This window comes from Nocardioides faecalis (genome assembly GCF_018388425.1).
Lineage (GTDB): Bacteria > Actinomycetota > Actinomycetes > Propionibacteriales > Nocardioidaceae > Nocardioides > Nocardioides faecalis.
In genome coordinates, this window is sequence record NZ_CP074406.1 from 724,455 (window position 1) to 747,274 (window position 22,820).

The 22,820-nt window shown below is 72.7% G+C and carries 21 protein-coding genes and 1 tRNA gene; 12 read left to right on the plus strand and 10 right to left on the minus strand.

Annotation, left to right across the window (positions count from 1 at the left end):
* Window positions 1-6 precede the first annotated feature (6 nt).
* Entirely contained in the window at window positions 7-606 is a 600-nt protein-coding gene (locus KG111_RS03355) for a hypothetical protein (protein ID WP_249666276.1), read from the plus strand.
* A 243-nt stretch (window positions 607-849) separates the two neighbouring features.
* Window positions 850-2,268, plus strand: a complete 1,419-nt coding sequence (locus KG111_RS03360) for an ABC transporter substrate-binding protein (RefSeq protein WP_205290763.1) — start codon at window positions 850-852, stop codon at window positions 2,266-2,268.
* Here the strand turns inward: KG111_RS03360 and KG111_RS03365 are convergent.
* Window positions 2,253-3,548: a ribonuclease D gene (locus KG111_RS03365; protein WP_205290762.1), complete on the minus strand. Its 1,296-nt coding sequence runs from the start codon at window positions 3,546-3,548 to the stop codon at window positions 2,253-2,255. The two genes, KG111_RS03360 and KG111_RS03365, sit on opposite strands and share 16 nt — an antisense overlap.
* Window positions 3,548-4,162 (minus strand): DUF3000 domain-containing protein, encoded by a 615-nt coding sequence (locus tag KG111_RS03370; RefSeq protein ID WP_205290761.1) that lies wholly within the window; start codon window positions 4,160-4,162, stop codon window positions 3,548-3,550. Before KG111_RS03370 ends, KG111_RS03365 begins: the two co-directional genes overlap by 1 nt.
* 69 nt (window positions 4,163-4,231) lie before the next feature.
* Between KG111_RS03370 and hemE the strand changes: the two genes are divergently transcribed.
* The gene (gene hemE / locus KG111_RS03375) at window positions 4,232-5,278 is read left to right on the plus strand and encodes a uroporphyrinogen decarboxylase (protein ID WP_205290760.1); all 1,047 of its coding nucleotides are present in this window, start codon (window positions 4,232-4,234) and stop codon (window positions 5,276-5,278) included.
* Between the two features lie 57 nt (window positions 5,279-5,335).
* Here hemE and KG111_RS03380 read toward each other — a convergent pair whose 3' ends face one another.
* The 3 genes from KG111_RS03380 to KG111_RS03390 all read right to left on the minus strand — a co-directional run bounded on the left by KG111_RS03380 (window position 5,336) and on the right by KG111_RS03390 (window position 8,549).
* Complete coding sequence (locus tag KG111_RS03380; protein ID WP_205290759.1) at window positions 5,336-6,484, minus strand: NYN domain-containing protein; 1,149 nt, start codon at window positions 6,482-6,484, stop codon at window positions 5,336-5,338.
* A gap of 46 nt (window positions 6,485-6,530) precedes the next feature.
* Window positions 6,531-7,460 carry a LysR family transcriptional regulator gene (locus tag KG111_RS03385; protein ID WP_205290758.1) on the minus strand — a complete coding sequence of 310 codons (930 nt, stop codon included), beginning with the start codon at window positions 7,458-7,460 and terminating at the stop codon, window positions 6,531-6,533.
* A 108-nt stretch (window positions 7,461-7,568) separates the two neighbouring features.
* Entirely contained in the window at window positions 7,569-8,549 is a 981-nt protein-coding gene (locus KG111_RS03390) for a DUF4349 domain-containing protein (RefSeq protein WP_205290757.1), read from the minus strand.
* 220 nt (window positions 8,550-8,769) lie between these two features.
* On the opposite strand from KG111_RS03390, the gene KG111_RS03395 reads away from it, so the two are divergent.
* From KG111_RS03395 to KG111_RS03420, 6 genes are all read left to right on the plus strand, one after another.
* The gene (locus tag KG111_RS03395) at window positions 8,770-10,107 is read left to right on the plus strand and encodes a protoporphyrinogen/coproporphyrinogen oxidase (protein WP_205290756.1); all 1,338 of its coding nucleotides are present in this window, start codon (window positions 8,770-8,772) and stop codon (window positions 10,105-10,107) included.
* Window positions 10,108-10,166: 59 nt separating this feature from the next.
* Entirely contained in the window at window positions 10,167-10,892 is a 726-nt protein-coding gene (gene hemQ / locus KG111_RS03400) for a hydrogen peroxide-dependent heme synthase (RefSeq protein ID WP_205290755.1), read from the plus strand.
* A gap of 178 nt (window positions 10,893-11,070) precedes the next feature.
* On the plus strand, window positions 11,071-11,520 hold the full coding sequence (locus KG111_RS03405) for a cysteine dioxygenase (protein WP_205290754.1): 450 nt from the start codon (window positions 11,071-11,073) through the stop codon (window positions 11,518-11,520).
* Window positions 11,517-11,939: a rhodanese-like domain-containing protein gene (locus KG111_RS03410; RefSeq protein ID WP_249666277.1), complete on the plus strand. Its 423-nt coding sequence runs from the start codon at window positions 11,517-11,519 to the stop codon at window positions 11,937-11,939. Before KG111_RS03405 ends, KG111_RS03410 begins: the two co-directional genes overlap by 4 nt.
* Before the next feature lie 49 nt (window positions 11,940-11,988).
* Window positions 11,989-12,393: a peptide-methionine (R)-S-oxide reductase MsrB gene (gene msrB, locus KG111_RS03415; protein ID WP_205290753.1), complete on the plus strand. Its 405-nt coding sequence runs from the start codon at window positions 11,989-11,991 to the stop codon at window positions 12,391-12,393.
* 71 nt (window positions 12,394-12,464) lie between these two features.
* Window positions 12,465-13,556, plus strand: a complete 1,092-nt coding sequence (locus tag KG111_RS03420; RefSeq protein WP_205290752.1) for a DNA polymerase domain-containing protein — start codon at window positions 12,465-12,467, stop codon at window positions 13,554-13,556.
* 25 nt (window positions 13,557-13,581) lie between these two features.
* Here KG111_RS03420 and KG111_RS03425 read toward each other — a convergent pair whose 3' ends face one another.
* Genes KG111_RS03425 through KG111_RS03435 form a run of 3 tightly spaced genes read right to left on the minus strand, consistent with a single transcriptional unit; the run spans window position 13,582 to window position 15,962 of the window.
* Complete coding sequence (locus KG111_RS03425) at window positions 13,582-14,121, minus strand: hypothetical protein (protein WP_205290751.1); 540 nt, start codon at window positions 14,119-14,121, stop codon at window positions 13,582-13,584.
* A 40-nt stretch (window positions 14,122-14,161) separates the two neighbouring features.
* On the minus strand, window positions 14,162-15,292 hold the full coding sequence (locus KG111_RS03430; RefSeq protein WP_205290750.1) for an ATP-dependent DNA ligase: 1,131 nt from the start codon (window positions 15,290-15,292) through the stop codon (window positions 14,162-14,164).
* Between the two features lie 10 nt (window positions 15,293-15,302).
* A complete protein-coding gene (locus tag KG111_RS03435; RefSeq protein ID WP_205290749.1) occupies window positions 15,303-15,962 on the minus strand; it encodes a TetR/AcrR family transcriptional regulator in 660 nt (219 codons plus the stop codon).
* Window positions 15,963-16,117: 155 nt separating this feature from the next.
* Here KG111_RS03435 and KG111_RS03440 point away from each other — a divergent pair, with 155 nt between their 5' ends.
* Window positions 16,118-18,307 carry an ABC transporter permease gene (locus tag KG111_RS03440; RefSeq protein WP_205290748.1) on the plus strand — a complete coding sequence of 730 codons (2,190 nt, stop codon included), beginning with the start codon at window positions 16,118-16,120 and terminating at the stop codon, window positions 18,305-18,307.
* Between the two features lie 116 nt (window positions 18,308-18,423).
* On the opposite strand, the gene KG111_RS03445 is transcribed toward KG111_RS03440, so the two are convergent.
* Both KG111_RS03445 and pdxY read right to left on the minus strand, forming a co-directional pair.
* Window positions 18,424-18,499: transfer RNA gene (locus KG111_RS03445), tRNA-Thr, on the minus strand.
* Between the two features lie 30 nt (window positions 18,500-18,529).
* Window positions 18,530-19,393, minus strand: a complete 864-nt coding sequence (gene pdxY, locus KG111_RS03450; protein WP_205290747.1) for a pyridoxal kinase PdxY — start codon at window positions 19,391-19,393, stop codon at window positions 18,530-18,532.
* A 154-nt stretch (window positions 19,394-19,547) separates the two neighbouring features.
* Between pdxY and KG111_RS03455 the strand changes: the two genes are divergently transcribed.
* On the plus strand, window positions 19,548-21,215 hold the full coding sequence (locus KG111_RS03455) for a GMC family oxidoreductase (RefSeq protein WP_205290746.1): 1,668 nt from the start codon (window positions 19,548-19,550) through the stop codon (window positions 21,213-21,215).
* Window positions 21,212-22,801 (plus strand): succinic semialdehyde dehydrogenase, encoded by a 1,590-nt coding sequence (locus tag KG111_RS03460; protein WP_249666278.1) that lies wholly within the window; start codon window positions 21,212-21,214, stop codon window positions 22,799-22,801. The genes KG111_RS03455 and KG111_RS03460 overlap by 4 nt, the downstream gene beginning before the upstream one ends.
* The last annotated feature ends 19 nt before the right edge of the window (window positions 22,802-22,820 follow it).

Below are 22,820 nucleotides of genomic sequence, written 5' to 3' on the forward strand. Positions count from 1 at the left end.
TGCGTGGTGCCTGAGCAGCGTCCCCACCACCGCCCCGTGCCCAAGCAGGCGGCGTTCTTCGACGAGCAGTCGGACGGACCCGACCCGAGCCTGGTGACGGAGGCGGCCGAGCGGGCCGCGGCCCTGCTGGTGCGCGGTGCCCGCGGCAGCGAGGACGCCGCCGTGACGGAGCGGCTGGTGCACCTGGCCGACGACGAGGGCATCGAGACGATCGCCGCACTGTGGGCGCACGCGGCCGCGGACACGCTCTCGGGCTGCCTGTGGCGCCTCTACCTGCTGCGGTCGTGGGTCTACGCCGACCCCGCCGCCGCCGCCCGCCAGTTCGAGGCTGGACGCTCCCGCGCCGAGCTCGCCCGCGTCGTCGCCGGCGTGGCCGACCCGCCCGGACCCGATGCGCTGCGGGCGATGATCGACCAGGTGCTGCGCGGCATCGCCGAGGGCGACTTCGCCGACGTGCTGTTCCGCGCGGCGGCGTTCTCCCGGGTGGTCGCCGCGGGCCGCGCGACGCTTGCCGACGTGCCCGACGGCGAGGTCCGCCGGATGCTCGCCACCGCCGAGCAGCTGGAGGCCGCCGGCCACCTCGAGCTCGCCGGCCGCCTGGGCTGAGCCCCCAGCCGGGCTCCGGCTGACGACCTGGTCACACCGGGGGTGTGCGGTCCGCCGTCGGCTGGGGCGAGGCAGTCTCGGCCCGTAGACTCGGCGGCGAGCACGTCGGGTCGCGGCAGCCCCGGGTCCCAAAAATAAGCCGCTACGAGCGGCCACGCGCCGTGAGGCGCTCCCGGCCCGGCGTGCTCTCCAGCCTGGATAGGGTGTCCCCGATCTGGGGACACGAGCAGGGATGGGGCATCAATGACGCAGTCAGGTCGGCTCGGGTGGCGCACGGGCGCGACCGTGCTCGTCGTCGCGATCACGGTCCTGGTCGGGATGCTGGTGCTCTCGGCGCGCGACCACGACAAGCAGCCGGCCGCGCCGGCAGCCAGCACCTCGGCCAAGCCCCTGCGGCTGGAGTTCGCGGTGTGGGGGAGCAAGGCCGAGATCGACGCCTACGCCGGCGTCGTCGCCGACTACAACGCCAGCAGCGAGGGCACCGAGGTCGCGCTCCGGTCGTGGCCGAGCGCGGAGGCGATGCTCACCGACGTGCGCGCCGGCAAGGCCGACCCCGACCTGTACCTGCTGCCCCGCAGCGACCTGGCCGAGACCGTCGCACAGAAGCGCAACCAGCCGCTGCTCGACCTGCTCAACGAGCGGGAGATCGCCATCGGCGACGACTTCTCCCGCGACGCCGTCTCCGCGTTCTCGATGGCCGACGACCTGCAGTGCATGCCGTACACGACCTCGCCGATGGTCATGTACTACAACACCGAGCTCGTCGACTTCGACGCGATGGCGCAGGCCGGCCTGCCGACGCCGAACGAGGAGCGCGTCAGCTGGAACTTCACCCAGTTCCGGGCGGCCGCCGAGTTCGCCAGCCGTCCCCGCGAGCGCACCCGCGGCGTCTACATCGAGCCGTCGCTGGACGGCCTGGCGCCGTTCGTCTACAGCGGCGGCGGCCAGGTGTACGACAACCAGGTGGCCCCGACCCGGCTCGCGCTCGGTGACGGCGACGCCGTCGGTGCGCTGCGCCAGACCCTCGAGCTGCTCCGCGACCCTCGGCTGACGCTGAGCAGCAAGCAGCTGGCCCGGCAGCCCGCGCTGGAGTGGTTCAAGCGCGGCAAGCTCGGCATGATCGCCGGCTACCGCGACCTCACCCCGCAGCTGCGCGCCGTCGAGGGCCTCTCCTTCGACGTGATGCCGATGCCGTCGCTGGGCCGCAACCTGACCGTCGGCGAGCTCTCCGGGATCTGCCTGTCCCCGGGCAAGCCGGGCCGGGTCAGCGCCGCGGCGAACTTCCTCACCTACCTGGTCAGCGACGAGGCGATCGCGCGGGTGACCGAGACGGGCTACATCCAGCCGACCAAGCTCACGGTCGCCTTCTCCCCGGCGTTCCTGCAGCCCGGCCGCGCCCCGGAGCACGCCATCGTGTTCAACAACTCGGTGCGCAACATCGTGCTCGACCCGCTGATCACCGACGGCGCCCAGCTGCGGGCCCTGGTGGCCTCGGACATCGTCGCGCTGCTCATCGACCCGGTGCTTCCCGACGACCTGGACGCGGTGCTGCGTTCGATCGACGAGAAGTCCCGCTCGCTGCTCGACCCGGACTACGAGCCCGCCGACGACCCGTCGGCCTCCCCGGGCGGGAGCAGCAGCGAGCCTCAGCCCGCGGACTGAGGCTGCGGCGCGTCGGCCTGCAGGACCGCGCTGGTCAGCGCGGAGGCGGTGAGCCCGATCTGCCAGCTGCGGGCGCCGAGCTCGCGCAGCTGGTCGACGATCGCCTCCAGCAGCTCGGCGGGCTCCCGGGTCGCCGGCGGCGACCACATCACCCGGCGCAGGTGGTCGGGAGTGAGCAGGTTCTCGGTCGGCAACCGGTGCTCGGACGCCAGCGCGCCCACCGCGGCGCGCGCCAGCTCCAGGCGCCGGGCCGCGACCGGGTCCTTGTCCGCCCAGGCACGAGGCGCCGGCGGGCCGTCGCCCACGGCCGTGCGGGTCGGCAGCTCGTCCTCGCTCAGCTCGGCCGCGGAACGGATCGCGGCCAGCCAGTCGCCTGCGTGCCGGGAGGCGCCGCGGCCATGGAAGCCGGGGGTCGACATCAGGGCGCCCCGGCTGGTCGGCATCGCGGTGGCCGCGGCCACGATCGCGCTGTCCGGGATCAGCCGCCCGGGGGTGACGTCGCGCTCGGTGGCGATCCGGTCCCGGGTCTCCCACAGGGCACGGACGGCGGCCAGGGTGCGGCGTCCGCGCACCTTGTGCAGCCCCGAGGTACGACGCCAGGCGTCGACCCGCACGGCGGGCTGGAAGGACAGCAGGTGGTCGAACTCCTGACGCGCCCAGTCGGCCTTGCCGGTCTCCTCGAGCTCAGCGGCCAGCAGGTCACGCAGCTCGACGAGCACCTCGACGTCCAGCGCGGCGTACTCCAGCCAGGCCTCGGGCAGCGGCCGGGTCGACCAGTCCACCGCCGAGTGCTCCTTGAGCAGCTGCCGCCCGAGCAGCGACTCCACCAGGGTGGCCAGACCCACGCGGGGGTAGTCGAGGAGCCGGCCGGCGAGCTCGGTGTCGAAGAGCGCGGCCGGGCGCAGGCCCACCTCGGCCAGGCACGGCAGGTCCTGGGTGGCGGCGTGCAGGATCCACTCGGCGTCGCCGATCGCCTCGGCCAGCGGCTCGAGGGTGCCGAACGGGATGGGGTCGATCAGGCCGATGCCTGCACCCTCCCGCTTGACCTGGATCAGGTAGGCGCGGTTGGAGTAGCGGTAGCCCGACGCGCGCTCGGCGTCGATCGCGACCGGTCCGCTGCCGGCGGCCAGGGCCGCGCAGTACTCGGCCAGCGCAGCAGGGGTGTCGATGACCGGGGGCAGCCCGCCGCTCAGCCTGAGCAGCTCGACGCGCGGTGCCTCCTGGTCGGCCTGGTCCGGGGTCTGCTCCGGCCCGGTCGACGGGGTCGACTCGGTTGCCATCAGGCGGAGCCACCCCGCTGGCCACGTCGCGACGGCATGACGGAGACGCCCTCGGGGACCGGCTGCAACCCGCCCGCGGTGCACATCAGCTCGCCCCACGCCTCGGCGTGCGCGGCGAGGTCGGCGGGATCGGTCGGCGTCCACGAGGCACGGATCTCCAGCTGAGCGCTGCCCGTCTCGTCGGCCATCGCACCGAAGCTCTCGGTGGTGACGCGGGTGACGGTGCCGGAGGCGGCGACGTGCTCGGCGCCGTGCGCCGCGAGCGCCTCGACCAACCACGTCCACCCGACCTCGGCCAGCACCGGGTCGGCGGCCAGCTCGTCGTCGATCTCGGCGCGGCAGTAGGCCACGCAGCGGAAGGTGCCCTCCCAGGCGTCGTGCCCGGCGGGGTCGTGGAGCACCACGAGCCGGCCGGTGGCGACCTCCTCGTCGTCGACGGTCACGTCGGCCGACAGCGCGGTGGCGTACGGCGCGATCCGCTGCGGCGCCGGCATCTCCTCGCACAGCACCTCGGGCCGGAACACCGCAGCGCGCAGGCTGTCGACGGCAGCGGTGAACTCCCGAGGGGTGCCGGCAGGGCCGGACCCCTGGCTCGACTCCTGACGCGCCACCATGGGTCCAGGGTAGGCCGACGAGGGCCGAACGATGTGCGTCCCACGCCGTCGACCTGAGACGCTGGTCGGGTGACCACCGCACTCCACGACAGCGCGTTCCTCACCGCGGCCCGGGGCGAGCAGCCCGACCACACCCCGGTGTGGTTCATGCGGCAGGCCGGCCGCTCGCTCCCGGAGTACCTCGCGGTGCGCGAGGGCGTGACGATGCTCGACTCCTGCATGGACCCCGAGATGATCGTCGAGATCACCCTGCAGCCGGTGCGCCGCTACGGCGTGGACGCCGCGATCTTCTTCTCCGACATCGTGCTGCCGCTGAAGGCGATCGGCGTCGACCTCGACATCGTCCCCGGCGTCGGACCCGTCGTGGCGAACCCGGTGCGCACGCTCGAGGACGTCGCCGCGATCCCCGACCTCACCCCGGAGCAGATCCCGTTCATCACCGCCGCCGTGCAGGGCCTGGTCGCCGAGCTGGCCGGCATCAACGGCGGCACCCCGCTCATCGGGTTCGCCGGGGCGCCGTTCACCGTGGCGTCGTACCTGGTGGAGGGCGGGCCCTCGAAGGAGCACGCCAAGACCAAGGCGATGATGTTCTCCGCCCCCGAGGTGTGGGACGCGCTGATGCGCAAGATCGGCGGCATCGCCACGGCCTTCCTGGAGACGCAGGTGGCCGCCGGCGCCTCCGCGGTGCAGCTCTTCGACTCCTGGGCCGGTGCGCTCACGCCCGCCGACTACGTCCGTCACGTGCAGCCGCACTCGGCCGCCGTGCTCGCCCGGATCGGCGAGCTCGGGGTGCCGCGGATCCACTTCGGCGTCGGTACGGCGAACCTGCTCGCCGAGATGGGTGAGGCCGGCGCCGACGTGGTCGGCGTCGACTGGCGCACCCCGCTGGAGCGGGCGATCCCGCTCGTGGGGGACCGGGCGGTGCAGGGCAACCTGGACCCGACGCTCGTCTTCGCGCCCACCGACGTGATGACCGCCCGCGCCGCCGAGGTGATCGAGGCCGGCCGCGCCGCCAAGGGCCACATCTTCAACCTCGGCCACGGAGTCATCCCCAGCACCGACCCCGACCAGCTCGCTCGGCTGACCGCGTTCGTCCAGGGCTACCCGCTGGACTGAGCCCTGGGACCGAGCCCTGGGACTGAGCCCCGGGACTGAGCCCCGGGGCTCAGGGGCTCAGCTCTCGGCCGGCGGCGCGGCGCTCTTGCGCGTGGTCCGCTTGCGGACGGTCGTCGTGACCACCGGGCGCGGCGGTGCGGCCGGCTCGGCGGGCGCCGCCGGCTCCGGGGCACTCGTGCCGGGCTGCTCCACCCGTGCCTGCGGTGCCGGCTGTGTCGACTGGGCAGCCGGCTTCGTCGCCGCCTTCTTCCGCGCCGTGGTCCGCTTGGTCGCCCGCTTCGGCTCGACCTTCTCGGCCTCGACCTTCTCAGGCGCGACCTTCTCAGGCTCGTTCACCTTGGGCTCGCTGGTCGTGGGCTCGGCCTTCTTCGCGGCGGTCTTCCTCGCGACGGCCTTCCTGGGCTCGCTCGTCTTGGGCTCGGCCTTCTCCGCGGCCGTCTTCTTCGCGGCCGTCTTCCTCGCGGTCGTCCGCTTCGCGGGGACCTTGCCCTTCAACCCGAGCATCGCGGAGCTGCCGGTGCCGGAGGTGACCAGGTACGGCTGGGCCTCGACGAGGGCGAGCAGCTTCGGGTGACCGTAGAGCCGCGGGTCGAAGGACGGGTTCGCGGTGCGCAGGTAGTTGCCCAGCGCGCTGACCGACACCCAGCCCTCCTCGTCCGAGGCGTTGTTGATGCCGCGGGTGAGCAGGCTCTGCAGGTTCGGCAGCACAGGTGCGGCGTCGGCCTCCTGCTCCGTCCCGGCGGCATCGGTGTTGGCGGCGTGCTCATCGGGGGCGTCGTCGAGGAGCTCGAGCCGGATGAACCGGTCGCAGGCCTCCTGCAGCGCGATCGGGGTCCGGCTGCGGCCCACGGCGTACACGGTCTTGCCCGACTCCCGGAGCCGGGTGGCGAGCCGGGTGAAGTCGCTGTCGCTGGAGACGATGGCGAAGGCGTCGACGTTGCCGGAGTAGAGCAGGTCCATCGCGTCGATGATCAGCGCGGAGTCGGTGGAGTTCTTGCCCGTCGTGTAGGCGAACGTCTGCTCCGGGGTGATCGCGTGCCGGTTCAGCCGGGTCTTCCAGCCCTTCAACGCGTCGGCGGTCCAGTCGCCGTACGCGCGCTTGACGGTGGTGCGCCCGAACTTGGCGAGCTCGGCGAGGATCGCTGAGGCGTAGGTGTGGGAGACGTTGTCGGCGTCGATGAGCACGGCGATGCGGTAGTCGGTCACCGCGCCATCATGACCGAGACACGGATGGGCGAGCGGAGGGACCACCTCAGCTGGCCGGTCGGGCGGCGGTCACCGCAGCGCGGTGCTCGGCGGCGCGGGCCACCAGCGCGGCCCGGAGCTCGTGCACGGACAGGCGCTGCTGGGCCGTCCTGCGTTCGCGGACCTGGAGGGCGAGCACCGTGTCGTCGCCGGCGATCGGACGCACCTCGACCACGCCCGCCCGGTGCAACGGGTCGCCGTGCACCGAGTAGTCGGGCAGCACCGTGACGCCCACGCCCTCCGCCACGAGTGCCTTGGCCACCTCGGCGGTGTCGGTGGTGTGCGCGGCGACCGGTACGTCGGCGCCGAAGAGGCGGTGCACGAAGCGGTGCATCACCGACCCGGTCCGCATCGTCACGAAGCGCTCACGGCGCAGCTCCTCGACGCCCACCTGGGCCCGGGTGCCGAGCGGGTGTGCGGCAGGCAGCACCACGACCGGACGTCCGTGCAGCAGGACGGTCGCCTCCACGCCCGCGGGTGCGTCGTCACCCTCCAGCGCGTCGACCAGACCGAGGTCGAGGGTGCCGGCCGCGAGGCCCTCGTCGATCTGGGGCTGCGGCAGCGTGAGCACCTCGACCCTGCTGCCGTCGTGGTGCCGGGCGAACGCCGCCAGCGCGGGCACCAGCAGCGTCGAGGTGGCGGCGTGCACCGTGCCCACCCGGACGGGGCGGGTCTCGTCCCGCCGGTCGCCGGCGGCGACACGGAGCCGGTCCACCGCGGCCAGCACCTCGGACATGTAGGGCAGCAGCTCACGTCCCTCCCGGCTGATCTGTGCGCCCGAGCGCCGGCGGTCCAGCAGCGTCACCCGGAGCTCGCGCTCCAGCTTCGTCAGCGCCTCGCTCAGCGCCGGCTGGGAGAGGTGCAGCTTCTCGCTGGCGCGCCGCAGCGACCCGTGCTCGGTCACGGCGGCCAGGTACTCGAGCTGTTCGATGCGCATGGTTCTCCTGCTGGTGCGGGCGGGCTGCCCGGGGGACCGTCGACCACAAACTAGAGTAAGTTTGTATAGAAAGACAACGGTCCCCCTGCCGAGCAGGCCTCCCGGCGGTCAGGAGGCTGCCGGGCCGGGAGAGCCGGCCCCGCCACCCGCGCCGCCCGCTCCGCCGCCCGTTGCATCGACCGCGCTCTGGGCGCGCAGCCGGCGGCGCACTCGGTGCACCAGCATCCGGCCGGGCACGGCGAGGACGGCGAGCAACAGCAGCCACGGCACGGCGAACCCGACCACGGTGAGCACGGCGGTGGTGCCGTCCACGAAGCTGTCCCAGCCCTGCTTGAGCCCGCCGAGGAACCCGTCGGCGTCCTCGCGCTCGGGCTCCTCGCGCTCACCGGCACGGGAGAGGTAGACGTTGATCGTGGACTCGCCGGTCTGGTCCGCCAGCTGCGCCTGGCGGGCGAGCAGGGCGTCCAGGTCGGCCTGCCGGGTGGCCAGCTGGCTCTCGATGGTCACGATCTGCTCCAGGCTCTGGGCGCGGGCGAGCAGCGCCTCGATGCGCGCCACGCTCTTGCGCTGCGCCCGCAACCGGGCCTCCACGTCGACGACCTCGGCGCTCACGTCCCGCTCGGAGGTCGTGGAGTCGGTGAGCTCGGCGACGTCCTCCAGTGCGTCGATCACCCCGGAGAACGACCTGCTCGGCACCCGCAGCACCAGCCGGGCGTCGCTGACGTCGCCGTCGTCGTCGGTGGCCGCCTCCTGCTCGGCGACCCGGCCGCCGACGCCGTCGACCACCTTGCGGACCGCGAGCCTCGCCGCCGCCACGTCGTCGGCGCGCAGGCTGACGGTGCCGGTGGCGATGATCGCCGGAGCATCCAGGTCCAGCTCGTCGGCCTGCCGTCCGGGGCTCGCCGGCCCCGCCGGCTTGTCGTCGGCCGCGCCGGCCTCCCCCTCGGTGGTGCCGGCCGCACCACCGTCACTCTCTGCCCCGGAGTCGTCGGCCGGGGCCCGCTGCGTCATCGAGACGTCCTCGGTCGCGGCGGAGTCCGAGGAGCCGCCGGAGCAGGCGGCGACCCCGGCGGTGAGGAGGACGGCCATGACCCCCGCCAGGGCGAGCAGGCGCCGGCGAGCCGAGGCGGGCCGGGGCGGCCGCGGCGCCGATGGTGGAGAGGGCGCGGCCGAGGGTGGCGGCACCGATGACACGGGGGGCACGCCCGGGGCCGGCGGCGGGAACGGGGCGGGGGAGCGGTCGGTGAAGGAGGTCATGCGGCTGTGACGGGGCCGGAGCCGCTGCGGTTCCCTCTGGCAACCTGGGGGGATGAGTCGCACGATCGTCGTCGGTGCCGGGGTGGCCGGCCTCGCTGCTGCCCGGCGCCTGGCCGAGGACGGCCACGAGGTCCTCGTGCTGGAGGCCGCCGACCGTCCGGGGGGCAAGCTGCGCGGGGAGCGGGTGGCCGGGGTCGTGGCCGACGTCGGCGCCGAGGCCATGCTGCACCGCCGGCCGGAGGGCGCCGCGCTGGCCGACGCCGCCGGCCTGCAGCTGGTGCACCCCACGCAGGCGGCCACCCGGATCTGGACCCGGGGCGCGCTGCGCCGGCTGCCGCGCACCCTGATGGGCGCCCCGCTCGACCTCGACGACCTGGCCGAGACCGGCATCCTCTCCGACGCCGGGCTCGCCCGCGCCCGGGCCCAGCGGCCGGTGAGCGTCGACGGCGACGCCTCGGTCGGTGACCTGGTGGCCGCCCGCTTCGGCGACGAGGTCGTCGACCGGATGGTGGAGCCGCTGCTCGGCGGGGTGTACGCCGGCCAGGCGCGCCGGATCTCCACGCTGTGCGCCGCGCCGCAGCTGCTCGACCTCGCCGCCCGCCCGGACTTCACGCTGCCACCGGCCCCCGAGCCCGCCGCCCCCGTCTTCGCGGCCGTCGACGGGGGCATGTGGCAGCTGCCGGCCGCGCTCGCCGACGACCTCGCCGGCCGCGCAGGCAGCGAGGTCCGCTACGGCGCCCCGGTCACCGCCGTGCGCCGCGACGGCACCGGGTTCGTCGTCGACACCGCCGCCGGCGCCGAGCGCGCCGAGCAGCTGGTGCTCGCCGTACCGGCCGCGCCTGCGGCCCGGCTGCTCGCCGAGGTCGCCCCCGACGCGGCCGCGGAGCTGTCGGAGATCCGCTACGCCTCCGTCGCGGTGGTGACGCTGGCCTTCCGGGCCGGCGAGGCCGCCGCCGTGGACATCGGCGCCTCGGGCCTGCTGGTGCCGCCGGTGGACGGGCGGCGGATCAAGGCGGCGACGTTCTCCTTCGCCAAGTGGGACTGGGTCCGCGCCGCCGGCGCGGCCGACGACCTGCTCGTGCTGCGCACCTCGATCGGCCGGTTCGGCGAGGAGGCCACCCTGCAGGTGCCCGACGCGGAGCTCGTCGCGGCCTCCCTGACCGACCTGACCGAGGCCACCGGGCTGCGCGCGGCGCCCCTCGACGCCCACGTGCAGCGCTGGGGCGCCGGCCTGCCGCAGCTGTGGGTCGGCCACCTCGAGCGGGTCGCGCGGATCCGGGCGGCCGTGGCCGGCGTGGGCGGCCTGGCCGTCTGCGGCGCGGCGTACGACGGGGTCGGCATCCCCGCCACCATCGCCTCCGCGCACCGGGCGGTCGCCGCCCTCGGCTGAGCGGCCGGTCCACGGGGCCGGGTTCGGCCGGGGGTGATCGCGGTGGGCACAATGGAGGCATGTCGGATCCCCAGGCGCACATCAAGTCCAACGCGGCGAAGATCAACGAGCTGAACGAGAAGATCCGCTACACGATGTGGTCGGTCTTCAGGCTCGAGCGACCGCTCGGGGCCGACGACGTGGCGCGCAAGGCCGAGGCCGACGAGGTGGCCGCGCTGTTCGCCGAGCTCGCCGAGGCCGACGTCGTCGTCCGCGGCGTGTATGACGTCGCCGGCCTGCGTGCCGACGCGGACCTGATGGTCTGGTGGCACGCCGAGTCCAGCGACGCGCTGCAGAGCGCCTACCACCGGCTGCGCCGCACGGCGTTCGGCTCCCGGCTCGCCCCGGTGTGGTCGCAGATGGCGCTGCACCGCCCCGCGGAGTTCAACCGCAGCCACCTGCCGGCGTTCCTCGCCGATGAGCGCACCCACGACTACGTGGCCGTCTACCCGTTCGTCCGCTCGTACGAGTGGTACCTGCTGGAGGACGCCGAGCGGCGCCGCCTGCTCGCCGAGCACGGTCAGATGGCGCGCGGCTTCCCCGACGTGCGGGCCAACACGGTGCCCAGCTTCGCGCTCGGCGACTACGAGTGGATCCTGGCCTTCGAGGCCGACGACCTGTCCCGCATCGTCGACCTGATGCGGCACCTGCGCGGCTCGGAGACGCGGCGCCACGTGCGCGAGGAGGTGCCCTTCTACACCGGGCGCCGCATCGACGTCGGCGATCTGGTGGACCTGCTGCCCTGAGGCGCGCGCCTGGCCCGCAGGTTCGGGTTGCAAAGTTCATCGACTTAGTCGACAATCGAGGCATGTCCGACTCGTCAGCCGCCCGCCACGCCACTTCGCGTGGTGCGCGGCTGCGCTGTCGTCGTCGCTGATCGACCTCTGATCCAGCACCGACAACGACACCTCAAGGACGTCCCTCATGACGCAGCTCGCCGTGCTGCCGCTGCTCGAGGTCGTGCGTGAGCACGCCGCCGACCCCGACCTGCACCACCTGCTCGACCCGACCGCCCCCGAACGCTCCTGGGTGCGCCTGCTCACCACCGAGGCCTACGAGCTCTGGCTGATCTCCTGGCCGCCCGGCTCCGGCACCGACTGGCACGACCACGGATCCGCCGCCGGCGCGTTCACCGTCCTCGCCGGCTCGCTGGTCGAGCACACCTTCGACGGCGGCCTGCGGCTGTTCGACGTGCACGCCGGCGACGGCAAGGCCTTCAGCGCCGGCTACGCCCACGACGTGCGCAACCCCACCCAGGCGCCCGCGCTGTCGCTGCACGCCTACTCGCCGCGGCTGAGCACCATGACCCGGTTCCGCTTCCGCGGCGACCGGCTCGAGCCGCTCGGCGTCGAGCGGGCCGGGGAGGAGTGGTGAGCGCCCTGCCCGTCGACGTGAGCCCGGCGGCGTCGTACGACGGCATCGACGCGATGCTCGCCGACGCCCGGGCCCGGCTGGACCGGATCAGCGCCCGCGCCGCCTTCCAGGAGCTGATCGCCGCCGACGGCCTCCTCGTCGACATCCGTCCCGCCGCCCAGCGCGCCGCCGACGGCGAGGTGGACCCCGCTCTGCCGGTGCTGGTGGTGGAGCGCAACGTGCTGGAGTGGCGCTTCGACCCGCGCAGCGACGCGGCGCTGCCGCAGGCCGGCTTCGGGACCCGGGTGATCGTGCTGTGCCAGGAGGGCTACACCTCCTCGCTGGCCGCGGAGTCCCTGCAGCGGCTCGGCATCGGTCGGGCCACCGACGTCGTCGGCGGCTTCGCGGCCTGGCGCGCCGCCGGGATGCCCGTGGCCTGACCGCGTGGGGACCACGTGGGCCCGTGGGGTCGCTGAGTACGCTGGAGAGATGGGTTACCAGGTCGACAAGACGGACGAGGAGTGGCGCGCAGAGCTCACTCCCGAGGAGTACCAGGTGCTCCGCCAGGCGGGCACCGAGCGCGCCTTCACCGGTGAGTACACCGACACCGAGACCAAGGGTGTCTACAAGTGCAAGGCCTGCCAGGCCACCCTCTTCGAGTCCGACACGAAGTTCCACTCCGGCTGCGGCTGGCCCAGCTTCTACCAGCCGGTCAGCGACACCATCGAGTACATCGAGGACAAGTCGCACGGGATGGTGCGCACCGAGGTGCGCTGCGCCAGCTGCGGCTCCCACCTCGGCCACGTCTTCCCCGACGGGTACGGCACCCCGACCGGCGACCGGTACTGCATCAACTCGATCAGCCTGACGCTGGAGCCCGTCGAGGAGGCCTGAGCCGGCACGAACCTCGCCGTCGCCGGTGGCGATCGCCGCGGGGGCGGCGGGGCAGGCCGTAGGCTCCCGCCATGGCCAAGACCCCCGCCGCCGTGGTGACGGCCGGCGACCGCGAGGTCCGGGTGTCCAGCCCGGACCGGGTGATCTACGAGGCGACCGACTCCACGCCCGAGGTCACCAAGCTGATGGTGGCCGAGTACTTCGTCGCCGTCGGCGAGCCGTTGATGCGCGCCCTGGGCGAGCGGCCCACCGCACTGGAGCGGTGGCCGTCCGGGGTCCGCGAGGGCTACCGGCTCGCGACGGGGCCGCGTGACAACGACGCCGAGGCGTTCTACCAGAAGCGCGTGCCCAAGGGCGCGCCCGACTACCTGGAGTCGGTGGAGATCACCTTCCCCTCGGGCCGCACCGCCGAGGAGGTCTGCCCGACCGAGATCGCGGTCCCCGTGTGGTGCGCCCAGATGGGCACGCTCACCTTCCACCCCTGGCCCGTACGACGCGCGGCCGTCGACCACCCCGACGAGCTGCGCATCGACCTCGACCCACAGCCCGGCACCACCTTCACCGACGTCGTCCGCGTCGCGGGCGTCGTACGCGAGCTGCTCGCCGAGCTCGGGATGACCGGCTACGTCAAGACGTCGGGCAACCGCGGGGTGCACGTCTACGTGCGGATCGAGCCGCGCTGGGAGTTCACCGACGTGCGGCACGCCGCCATCGGTCTCGGCCGCGAGCTCGCTCGCCGCGACGACCAGGTCACCACCGCGTGGTGGAAGGAGGAGCGCGGTGAGCGGATCTTCGTCGACTACAACCAGAACAACCGCGACCGCACCATCGCCTCCGCCTACTCGCTGCGCCCGCTGCCGGGTGCGCCCGTCTCCACCCCGGTGACGTGGCAGGAGCTGGCCGACCTGAGCGACCCGCGCGGGCTGAACCTGTTCACCGTGCCGGAGCGGGTCGCCGACGGCTCGCATGCGTGGGCCGGGATGGACGAGGAGGCGTTCTCCCTGGAGCCGCTGCTGGAGCTGTGGCAGGCCCAGGTCGACGCCGGTGAGGGCGAGCTCAGCTTCCCGCCCGACTACCCGAAGATGCCGGGCGAGCCGCCGCGGGTGCAGCCGTCGAAGAAGGTGGCCGAGCACTGGGACGACGACGGCAACCGCCGGGACTGACGGTGCCGGGCCCTGGGGCTCCGGCTCAGTCCCGGCTGGGCTCGTGCTCGAGCAGGTGCAGCACGGGCACGCCCAGCTTGCGCCGGGCCCGCGAGGTCCAGTCGACGTGGAAGAACTCCGCGACCAGGTGCGGCTGGGTCAGGATGATCGCCTCCTGGCCGTTGACCTCGCGCACCTTGTCGATGAGCGCGTCGACCGGGGAGTCGGTGACGACGTCGCGGTCCACGACGGTGCCGCCGGCCGCGCTGAGCGCCTGCACGGACTTCTCGAGGTCGCGGTCGGCCTGCTCGCGGTACTCCTCGCGCAGGGTCTCGATCTCCTCGCTCGACGGGGTGATCGGCGGGGTCACCAGGTCCGCGCCACCCATGACGCCGAGTGAGGCCTCGACCGCCGCGGCGGCGTCGGCCATCGGCAGCAGGACGTGGTAGGTGACGTCCGTGGTGGGCTCGGAGTCCAGCTCCTCGTGCAGCGCGCGGACCTGTGCGGCGTCCGCGGGGGAGAGTGCCTGCTCCACGAGCAGCACGACGGCGTAGCGGTCCGGCAGGGGCCTGGCTTCGGTGCTCATGGCCCCCATCCTGCAGGCAGTGCCCACGCGGGTCGAGGGATCAGACGTCGGCGAGCACGTCCGCGAGGTCGTAGCGCACCGGCACCTCGAGCTGGTCGTAGCCGCACGAGGCCGGCTCCCGGTCCGGCCGCCAGCGCTTGAAGTGCGCGGTGTGGCGCAGCCGGGTGCCCTCCATGGCGTCGTACTTGACCTCGAGGACGCGCTCGGGACGCAGCGGGGTCAAGGTGAGGTCCTTGCCCTGGCTCCACCGGCTCTGCGTGCCCGGCACCCGGGAGGGGTTGGCGACCAGGAGCTCCTGCCACCTGCCCCACGGGTGCTCGGCGATCGGGCACACCAGCGGCTGCAGCTCCTGCCACAGCTCGGCGCGGCGCTTGGCGGTGAAGCTGGCGGAGACGCCGATGTGCTGCAGCTCGCCGGCGTCGTCGTACAGGCCCAGCAGCAGGCTGCCCAGCAACGGGTTCTCCGGCGTGCTCGTCTTGTGCTCGCGGTAGCCGGCGAGCACCACGTCCGCGGTCCGCTCGTGCTTGATCTTCAACATCGTGCGCGCGTTGGGGGAGTACGGCGCGCTCAGCGGCTTGGCGACGACGCCGTCGAGCCCGGCACCCTCGAAGATCTCGAACCACTCCTGCGCGACGGCCGGGTCGGTGCTGGTCCGGGTCAGGTGGCAGCGCCCGCCCTCGTCGTCGGCGAGGTGCGCGAGTGCCTGCTCCAACGCCGCGCGCCGCTCGGCGAACGGCCGGTCCAGGTAGGAGACGTCGTCGAGGGCGAGCAGGTCGAAGGCGACGAGCTCCGCCGGCGTCTCCTCCGCCAGCAGCCTCACCCGCGAGGCGGCCGGGTGGATCCGCTCCTGGAGCACCTCGAACTGCAGGCGCCGTACGCCGTCGGCGGAGTCCTGGGCCACGAAGATCTCCCCGTCCAGCACGCAGCGCTGCGGCAGCTCGGCCTTGATCGCCGCGACGAGCTCGGGGAAGTAGCGGGTCAGCGGCTTGGTGTTGCGGCTGGCGAGCTCGACCTCGTCGCCGTCGCGGAAGACGATGCAGCGGAACCCGTCCCACTTCGGCTCGAAGCTCAGTCCCTCGGCGTCGTACCGCAACATCTGAGCGGGGTCCGGAACGCCGGAGACCGCCTTGGCGAGCATCGGCTGCAGCGGCGGCATCACGGGGAGGTCCACGATGCCGAGACTAGGCGGTGGCCCCCGATTCATCGCCCGACCCGGACGGGGCCGGGGCGCCCGGGGGGAAAGGGGTGACCGGGGCCTGGAGCATGCCGGCGATGGCGTCGCACAGGAAGTGCCCGGCTCCCGGCCACTGTGCCGGCTCGCCGGAGCGGTGCGCCCGCTCCTCGATCTGCGCGCACGCGGTGGTGACGACGTGCAGCATCAGGCTCGCCCGACCCTCGGCGATCGCCCGGTCCAGGTGCTGCATCCGTTCGATGATCGAACGCACGATCCGGGTCGCGGCGGGGGCCCGGTCCCCGCTGGCGCGCAGCAGTGCCGCGGCGACGGGGTCGTGCTGCACCTGGTTCAGGAACCGCGCGCGCCAGCTCGGGGTGGGCAGCGCGGCGAGGTCATCGGTGACCGGGAGGATCAGGGCCTGGATGTCGCCCAGCAGGGAGTCGGAGGCGGCCAGCAGCCGGGCCCGTTCGGGCTCCACGCTGTCGAGCTGACGGTCCAGCAGGGCACGAAGCAGGCCCTCGCGGCCGCCGAAGTAGTAGCGGACCGCGGAGTGGTTCGTGTTGCCCGCTGCCTCGGCGACGCGACGGTCCGAGACGTGCGCGATGCCGTCCTCGGCGAAGAGCCGTTCGGCGGCGTCGAGCAGGCTCTCTCGGGCGTTGCTCCCCATGGCCCCTCCTGACGTCGGTGTCGCGGGAACCGTAGCCCGTGCCGGCTCCGACAGCCGATTTCGACAGCGTAAGTCATGTGACTTACGCTCCTCGGGTGCCGTCGCCACCGACGGCAGGGAGCAGCGGTCCGGGCGGACCGCGCGAGGGAGACAGCGTGAGCACGACCTACCAGTCCGACCCCGACGGCGAGCGGGGTGCCGCGGGCGTGGGCAGCAGCGCGAGGGAGAAGTACCCGCCGCCGCCCCCCGAGACGCCCGCGGAGCGCAAGGGCCGGCTGATCGCGCTCTTCGTGATGCCCTTCCTGATCGTCACGATGATGTACGCCACCTACGTGGCGACCATGCACGAGCCGACGTTGCAGGACCTGCCTGTCGCCGTCGTCGGGACCGGTGCGGCCGCCGAGCAGTTCGCCGAGCAGCTCGAGGACGGCGCCGACGGCGCGCTCGACGTACGGGTCGTCGCCGACGACGCGACCGCGAAGGAGCTGATCGCGGACCAGGAGGTCACCGGCGCGATCCTGCTGCCCGCCGACGGTGCCCCGGGTGGGGAGGCGACCGTCTACCGCGCGTCCGCGGGCGGCGCGTCCGCGGCCGGGACCGTGCAGAACCTGCTCGGCCCCGCCGCGCTCGCCGCCGGTTGGACGGTGGCCGACGTCGACCTCGCGCCGCTGCCCGACGGTGACTCCTCGGGCACGATGGTGCTCTTCGCCGCGATGGGCCTGATGCTCGCCGGCTACGTGCCGCTGAGCACGATCCTGATGGCCGCACCGAACCTGCTGCGGGTGCGCAAGTTCCTCCCGCTCGCCCTGGGCTGGGGTGCGCTGACCAGCTCACTCGTCTGGTTGATCCTCGGGCCCGTGGTCGGTGCGGTGGACGGCCACTACCCGCTCTTCCTGGGGCTCGGCACCCTCGCGGTGACGGCGGTCGGTGTGGCCCAGATGCTGTTCACCAAGGTGCTCGGCCCGTTCGCGGTGCTGCTGGGCATGCTCCTGTGGGTCATCTTCGGCATGCCCTCCTCGAACCTGGCGATGCCGGTGCACAGCATGCCCGGCTTCTTCGGCTGGCTGCACGACGTGCTGCCGTTGCCGGCTGCCGGCGAGGCGCTGCGCGCCGTCATCTACTTCGAGGCCGGTGCCGCCTGGCGTCACGTGGGCGTCCTGGCGGCGTGGCTGGTCGGCGCGACGCTGCTGGCCGTGCTCAAGGAGCGCCGCTCCGGGCTGCTGGTGGTCGGTGGCCCCCTCTACATCGACCCCGACGCACCGCTGCCGGCACTGTCCGGCGGTCCGGTGGCGAGCTATCGCAAGCGGTTGTTGGCCGTGGCGGGCTTCCCGCTCGCGATCATGCTCAGCGTGGTGACCCTGATGAGCTTCTCGATGCACGAGCCGACGGTCGTGGGCATGCCTGTCGCCGTCGTGGGCGACGCGGCGCAGGCGCAGGGTTTCGTCGACGCAATGGGCCCCGGTCTGGGCGACACCACCGAGCTCGAGGTCCTCGGCTCCGTCGAGGAGGCCGAGGAGCGGCTTGACGAGCAGGACCTGGTGGCGGCCTACGTGCTGCCCGTCGAGCAGGGCGGCGAGGCGCGGCTGCTGACCGCCGGCGGCGCCGGCGCCGCGCAGCAGAACGCCGTCACCCAGATGTTCCGTGCGGTGGCCGCCGAGAGCGGCGTCGGCCTGCAGGTGCGCGACGTCGCCCCGCTGACCGAGGATGACACCGGCGGCAGCAACAGCATGTACGTCGGGATGTCCTGGATCATGGCCGGCTTCCTGTTCCTCACCGTGCTGCGCGGCGGCGCCCCCGACCTGACCCGCACCCGCGAGCTGCTCCCGCTCGTGGCCGGCTGGTCGGTGGGGATCTCGGTGTGGTTGTGGTTCCTGTTCGACGTGCTGATCGGCGCCGTGAACGGCCATGCCCTGGAGCTGATCGGCTACGGCGCGCTGACGGTCTTCGCGGTCGGCTGGGTGACCGGGGTCTTCACCCGGGTCTTCGGGCTCGGCGCCCTGGTCCCCGTCATGGTCGTGGTCATGCTGGCCGGGGTGCCTGCGTCCGGTGGTGGGCTGTCGATCTACATGGTCCCCGAGCTGTTCCGCGCCATCGGCTCCTGGCTGCCGCTGCCTGCGGCCGTCGACATCGCCCGCTCCATCGTCTACTTCGACGGGACCGGAATCGGTCGGGACCTGCTGGTGCTCGCGGTCTGGGGTGTCATCGGCCTGCTGGTCAACCTGCTCCTGGTCGACCGCTGGGTGAATCGGCCGAGCGCGAAGCCGCACGCGCCGATGGGTCCGCGGCACGTGCCCGACCGGGGAGCCAAGGACGAGCCGGCGCCGGAGCCGGAGCTCGCCGTCTGAGGGACGCCGGTCGTTCCAAGCCACGCCGAGCGACGCACAGGCGCGCGGTCCCGCAGGCTGCGGGGCCGCGCGCCTGCGTCCTACGGCGAGTCGTGCCGATGCCCTGAGACATCATGTGGAGCCGGTGACAGGAATCGAACCCGCGACCCTCTTATTACAAGTAAGACGCTCTACCAACTGAGCTACACCGGCGCGCGCCCGGAGGCACGCGGGCGATCCTAGTCAGCGCAGCCGACGGACCTCGAACCGCTCCACCGGGTGGGCGATGGCCTCCTGGGCCTCGATCAGCCGCAGCTCCCGCTCGCCGGAGCGCAGGGTCGTGTCGAGGACGTCGAACACCGAGGCGGTGGTGCGCGAGAGCGCGGTCTCGGCCGAGCCCGTCTCGTGCAGGTGCGCGGTGAACAGCGCCGCGGTGATGTCGCCGGAGCCGTTGGCCTTCATCGGCAGCCGCGGGGTCTGCACGATCCAGGCGCCGTCCGCGGTCACGGCGACCATCTCGATCACGTCCTCGGGCGCGCCGGCCCGCTCGACCGAGGTGACCAGCACCGTGCTGGGGCCCATCTGCCGCACCTCGTCGGCAGCACTCAGCACGTCCTCGACCGGCGCCGGCTCGCTGAGCGCGTCGCGTCCGGTGAGGAAGCCGAGCTCGAACTGGTTCGGGGTGAGGATGTCGGCGACCGGGACCACGTGCTCGCGGATCACCGGCGGGATCGCGGGGTTGACGAAGCAGCCCGACTTGGCGTTGCCCATCACCGGGTCGCAGGTGTACGTCGCCGCCGGGTTGGCCGCCTTGACCCGCTTCACCGCGTCCACGATGACCTCCGCGACCTCGGGGGAGCCCTGGTAGCCCGAGAGCACCGCGTCGCAGCTGGGCAGCACGCCGCGGTCCTCGATCCCGGTGATCACCGCGCGCACGTCCTCGGGATCGAGCAGCGGACCACGCCAGTCGCCGTACCCGGTGTGGTTGGAGAAGTGCACGGTGAAGACCGGCCAGACCTCGTGGCCCAGGCGCTGCAGCGGGAACACGGCGGCGGAGTTGCCGACGTGGCCGTAGGCGACTGAGGACTGGATGGAGAGGATCCGCATTCCTCCATCCTCCCAGGCCCGGCCGCCGCGTGCCGACCGCCTGGCACAGATCACCAACATGAAACACTTTCGTGAAGAAACTAGAACGCGTTACAGTGCATGTGTGCCGGGTCACCCTGCCCCGGGACGATCAGCGACGAGGATGGGAAGCGCGATGGCGAAGCGTGGCTCTGGCAAGAAATCACCCAGCAACGAGGCCGACTACGTGGTGATCGGCTCCGGCAGCTCCGGGGCCATCGTGGCGGGCCGGCTGGCCCAGTCCGGGGCGAGCGTGATCCTCCTGGAGGCCGGCCCCTCCGACGACAAGGGCTTCCATGGCTACTTCGCCAAGAAGCCCGGCATGATCGGGCCGATGCACTCCGAGCCCAAGCTCGAGCGCCTCTTCGACTGGGGCTACCGCTCCGTGCCGCAGCCGGGCCTCGACGGCCGCCGCATGCCCGCCCCCCGCGGCAAGATCGGCGGTGGCTCGTCCTCGGTCAACGGCATGGTCTACGTGCGCGGCAACCGCGCCAACTACGACTCCTGGGCAGCCGAGGGCAACACCGGCTGGGACGCCGACTCCGTCAACGCCGCGTTCAAGCGCTACGAGGACTTCGAGGACGGCGAGAACGAGTACCGCGGCGCCGGCGGGCCGATCAAGATCACCCGCAACAAGACGCCCCAGGAAGCCACGCTGCAGTTCATCCAGGCCACCGCCGACACCCTCGGCGTCAAGGTCCTCGACGACTACAACGCCGCCGAGCAGGAGGGCATCGGCCGGATGCAGCAGAACGCTGCCGACGGCCTGCGCTACTCCTCCACCCGCGGCTACGTGCACCACCTGAACCCGCCGACACTGGAGTTCCAGACCCAGGTGCACGCGACCAAGATCGTGATCAAGGACGGTCGCGCCACCGGCGTCGAGGTCGTCGACACCGGCCGCCGCGGCGGCACCCACCGGTTCATCCGGGCCGCCAAGGAGGTCATCGTCTCCGCCGGCTTCGCCAACACCCCGCAGCTGCTCATGCTCTCGGGCATCGGCCACGCCGACCACCTGGCCAGCGTCGGCATCGACTGCGTCGCGGACCTGCCGGTGGGTGACAACCTGCACGACCACCTGTTCCACCCGATGTCGTTCCACGTGCCGAGCGTCCTGTTCAAGGGCAACCCCTGGACGTTCGCCAAGGGCGTGGCCCGCGACGTGATGAAGGGCGACTCCTTCCTCAACAACTCCGTGTTCGAGTCCGTCGGCTTCGTGCGCACCTCCAGCGCCACCGACGTGCCCAACCTGCAGCTGCACGCGCTGCCGTGGACCTACCCGAGCCCGAACCAGGACGAGCCGGTGCGGCACATGCCCGACCCGCGGCCCGGCTTGACGGTCTTCTCCACGCTGATCTACCCGAAGAGCCGGGGCACCCTGCGGCTGGCCTCGGCCGACCCGATGGCCGCGCCGCTCATCGACTACGGCTTCTTCACCGACCCCGCCGACGTCGAGGTGCTCGCGGAAGGCACCGAGATGATCCGCGAGATCATGGCGTCCGCGGCGTTCGGCGGCGGCGTCAAGTCCGAGATCCACCCGGGCGCCGACATCCCCAACGGACCGGAGCTGCGCGTCGCGCTGCGCAACCGATCGACATCGGTCTATCACGGCGTCGGCACCTGTCGGATGGGCATCGATGAGCGCGCCGTGGTCACTCCCGACCTCAAGGTCCGCGGCATCGAGGGCCTGCGGGTAGCCGACGCCTCGATCATGCCGTCGATCACCGGCGGCAACACCAACGCACCGTGCTACATGATCGGCGAGAAGGCAGCCGAGCTGATCCTGGGCGGGGTGAACTGGTGACGGCCACCGACCCCCGCGTCCTGGGCATCGGCGCCGACGTACGACGCCCCGACTCGGTCACCGACGAGCTGCTGCAGCGCCTGGTCTCCCGGGTCCGGGGCAGCGGCTCGACCTGGGAGCTGACCGAGGTCTACACCGGCGAGACGCTGGTCGAGCTGCCGCAGTCCACCCCCGCCGACATCGAGGCCGCGTTCGCCGAGGCCCGCGCCGCGCAGGAGCTGTGGGCGCGGTGGCCGGTGGCGAAGCGGGTGGAGGTCTTCAAGCGGGCGCACACCCTGCTGGTCGACAACGCCCTGAAGGTCGCCGACCTGATCCAGGTCGAGTCCGGCAAGAACCGGCGGATGGCGATCGAGGAGACCTGCGACCCGCCGATGGTGATGAGCTATTACATCCGCCGCGCGGAGAAGCTGCTCAAGCCGAAGAAGCATGCCGGGCCGGTGCCGGTGGTCTCCGGGGCCACCGAGGTCCGGGTGCCCAAGGGCGTCGTCGGGATCATCGCTCCCTGGAACTTCCCGTTCGCCACCGGGCTCTCGGACGCGATCCCGGCGCTCATCGCCGGCAACGCGGTCGTGGTGAAGCCGGACAACAAGACCGCGCTCTCACCGCTGTTCGGCATCTCGCTGCTGGAGGAGGCCGGGCTGCCCAAGGGGCTGTTCCAGGTCGTGTGCGGTGAGGGCCCGGACGTCGGTCCCACGCTGATCGACAACGCCGACTACGTGATGTTCACCGGCTCCACCGCCACCGGACGGGTGATCGGCGAGCGGGCCGGGCGCAACCTGATCGGCGCCTGCCTCGAGCTCGGTGGCAAGAACCCGATGATCGTGCTCGACGACGTGCCGGTCGAGGAGTGGGTGGAGAGCGCCTCCTTCGGAGTCTTCGGCAACACGGGCCAGATCTGCATGCACATCGAGCGGATCTACCTGCCCGAGAGCCGGTACGACGAGCTGAAGGCGGCCTTCGTGGAGCGCGCCGCCAACCTCAAGATCGGCGCGGCCTACGACTTCGGCCCGGAGATCGGCTCGCTGGTCTCGCCCGACCACTGCGAGCGGGTCGCCGCGCACGTCGAGGACGCCGTCGCCAAGGGCGCCACGGTGCTCACCGGCGGTCGGGCCCGGCCCGACATCGGTCCGGCGTTCTTCGAGCCGACCGTGCTGGAGGGCGTGACCACGGACATGGTGTGCGGGGTGACCGAGACGTTCGGCCCGGTGGTGGCGCTGCACCGCTACCGCACCGTGGACGAGGCGATCAAGCTCGCCAACGACACCGACTACGGCCTGAACGCGTCGGTGTGGAGCGGCGACATCGCCCGCGCCGAGGCGGTCGCGGCCCGTATCGAGTCCGGCAACGTCAACATCAACGACGCCCTCGCCACGGCGTACGCCTCCAAGGGCTCGCCCTCGGGCGGCGTCAAGCAGTCCGGTGTGGGTGCGCGCCACGGCGACCAGGGCCTGCTGAAGTACACCGACGCCAAGAACGTCGCGGTGCTCAAGAAGCAGGTCATGGGTGCCCGGCCGGGCCAGGACTACGGCGCGTACGTCGACCAGATGCTCAAGTCGCTGAAGCTGATGCGCAAGCTCGGTCGCTGACGACGGCGGAGGCGGAACA

What these genes read in the sequence shown, in the direction of transcription:
- KG111_RS03425 (WP_205290751.1), bottom strand. Translation starts at nt 14,121, where the DNA reads ATGAGCACCGAAGCCAGGCCCCTGCCGGACCGCTACGCCGTCGTGCTG.
- KG111_RS03420 (WP_205290752.1), top strand. Translation starts at nt 12,465, where the DNA reads ATGGCCAAGACCCCCGCCGCCGTGGTGACGGCCGGCGACCGCGAGGTC.
- KG111_RS03365 (WP_205290762.1), bottom strand. Translation starts at nt 3,548, where the DNA reads ATGGCAACCGAGTCGACCCCGTCGACCGGGCCGGAGCAGACCCCGGAC.
- KG111_RS03455 (WP_205290746.1), top strand. Translation starts at nt 19,548, where the DNA reads ATGGCGAAGCGTGGCTCTGGCAAGAAATCACCCAGCAACGAGGCCGAC.
- KG111_RS03385 (WP_205290758.1), bottom strand. Translation starts at nt 7,460, where the DNA reads ATGCGCATCGAACAGCTCGAGTACCTGGCCGCCGTGACCGAGCACGGG.
- KG111_RS03390 (WP_205290757.1), bottom strand. Translation starts at nt 8,549, where the DNA reads ATGGCCGTCCTCCTCACCGCCGGGGTCGCCGCCTGCTCCGGCGGCTCC.
- msrB (WP_205290753.1), top strand. Translation starts at nt 11,989, where the DNA reads ATGGGTTACCAGGTCGACAAGACGGACGAGGAGTGGCGCGCAGAGCTC.
- hemQ (WP_205290755.1), top strand. Translation starts at nt 10,167, where the DNA reads ATGTCGGATCCCCAGGCGCACATCAAGTCCAACGCGGCGAAGATCAAC.
- KG111_RS03370 (WP_205290761.1), bottom strand. Translation starts at nt 4,162, where the DNA reads ATGGTGGCGCGTCAGGAGTCGAGCCAGGGGTCCGGCCCTGCCGGCACC.
- KG111_RS03360 (WP_205290763.1), top strand. Translation starts at nt 850, where the DNA reads ATGACGCAGTCAGGTCGGCTCGGGTGGCGCACGGGCGCGACCGTGCTC.
- KG111_RS03405 (WP_205290754.1), top strand. Translation starts at nt 11,071, where the DNA reads ATGACGCAGCTCGCCGTGCTGCCGCTGCTCGAGGTCGTGCGTGAGCAC.
- KG111_RS03395 (WP_205290756.1), top strand. Translation starts at nt 8,770, where the DNA reads ATGAGTCGCACGATCGTCGTCGGTGCCGGGGTGGCCGGCCTCGCTGCT.
- pdxY (WP_205290747.1), bottom strand. Translation starts at nt 19,393, where the DNA reads ATGCGGATCCTCTCCATCCAGTCCTCAGTCGCCTACGGCCACGTCGGC.
- KG111_RS03435 (WP_205290749.1), bottom strand. Translation starts at nt 15,962, where the DNA reads ATGGGGAGCAACGCCCGAGAGAGCCTGCTCGACGCCGCCGAACGGCTC.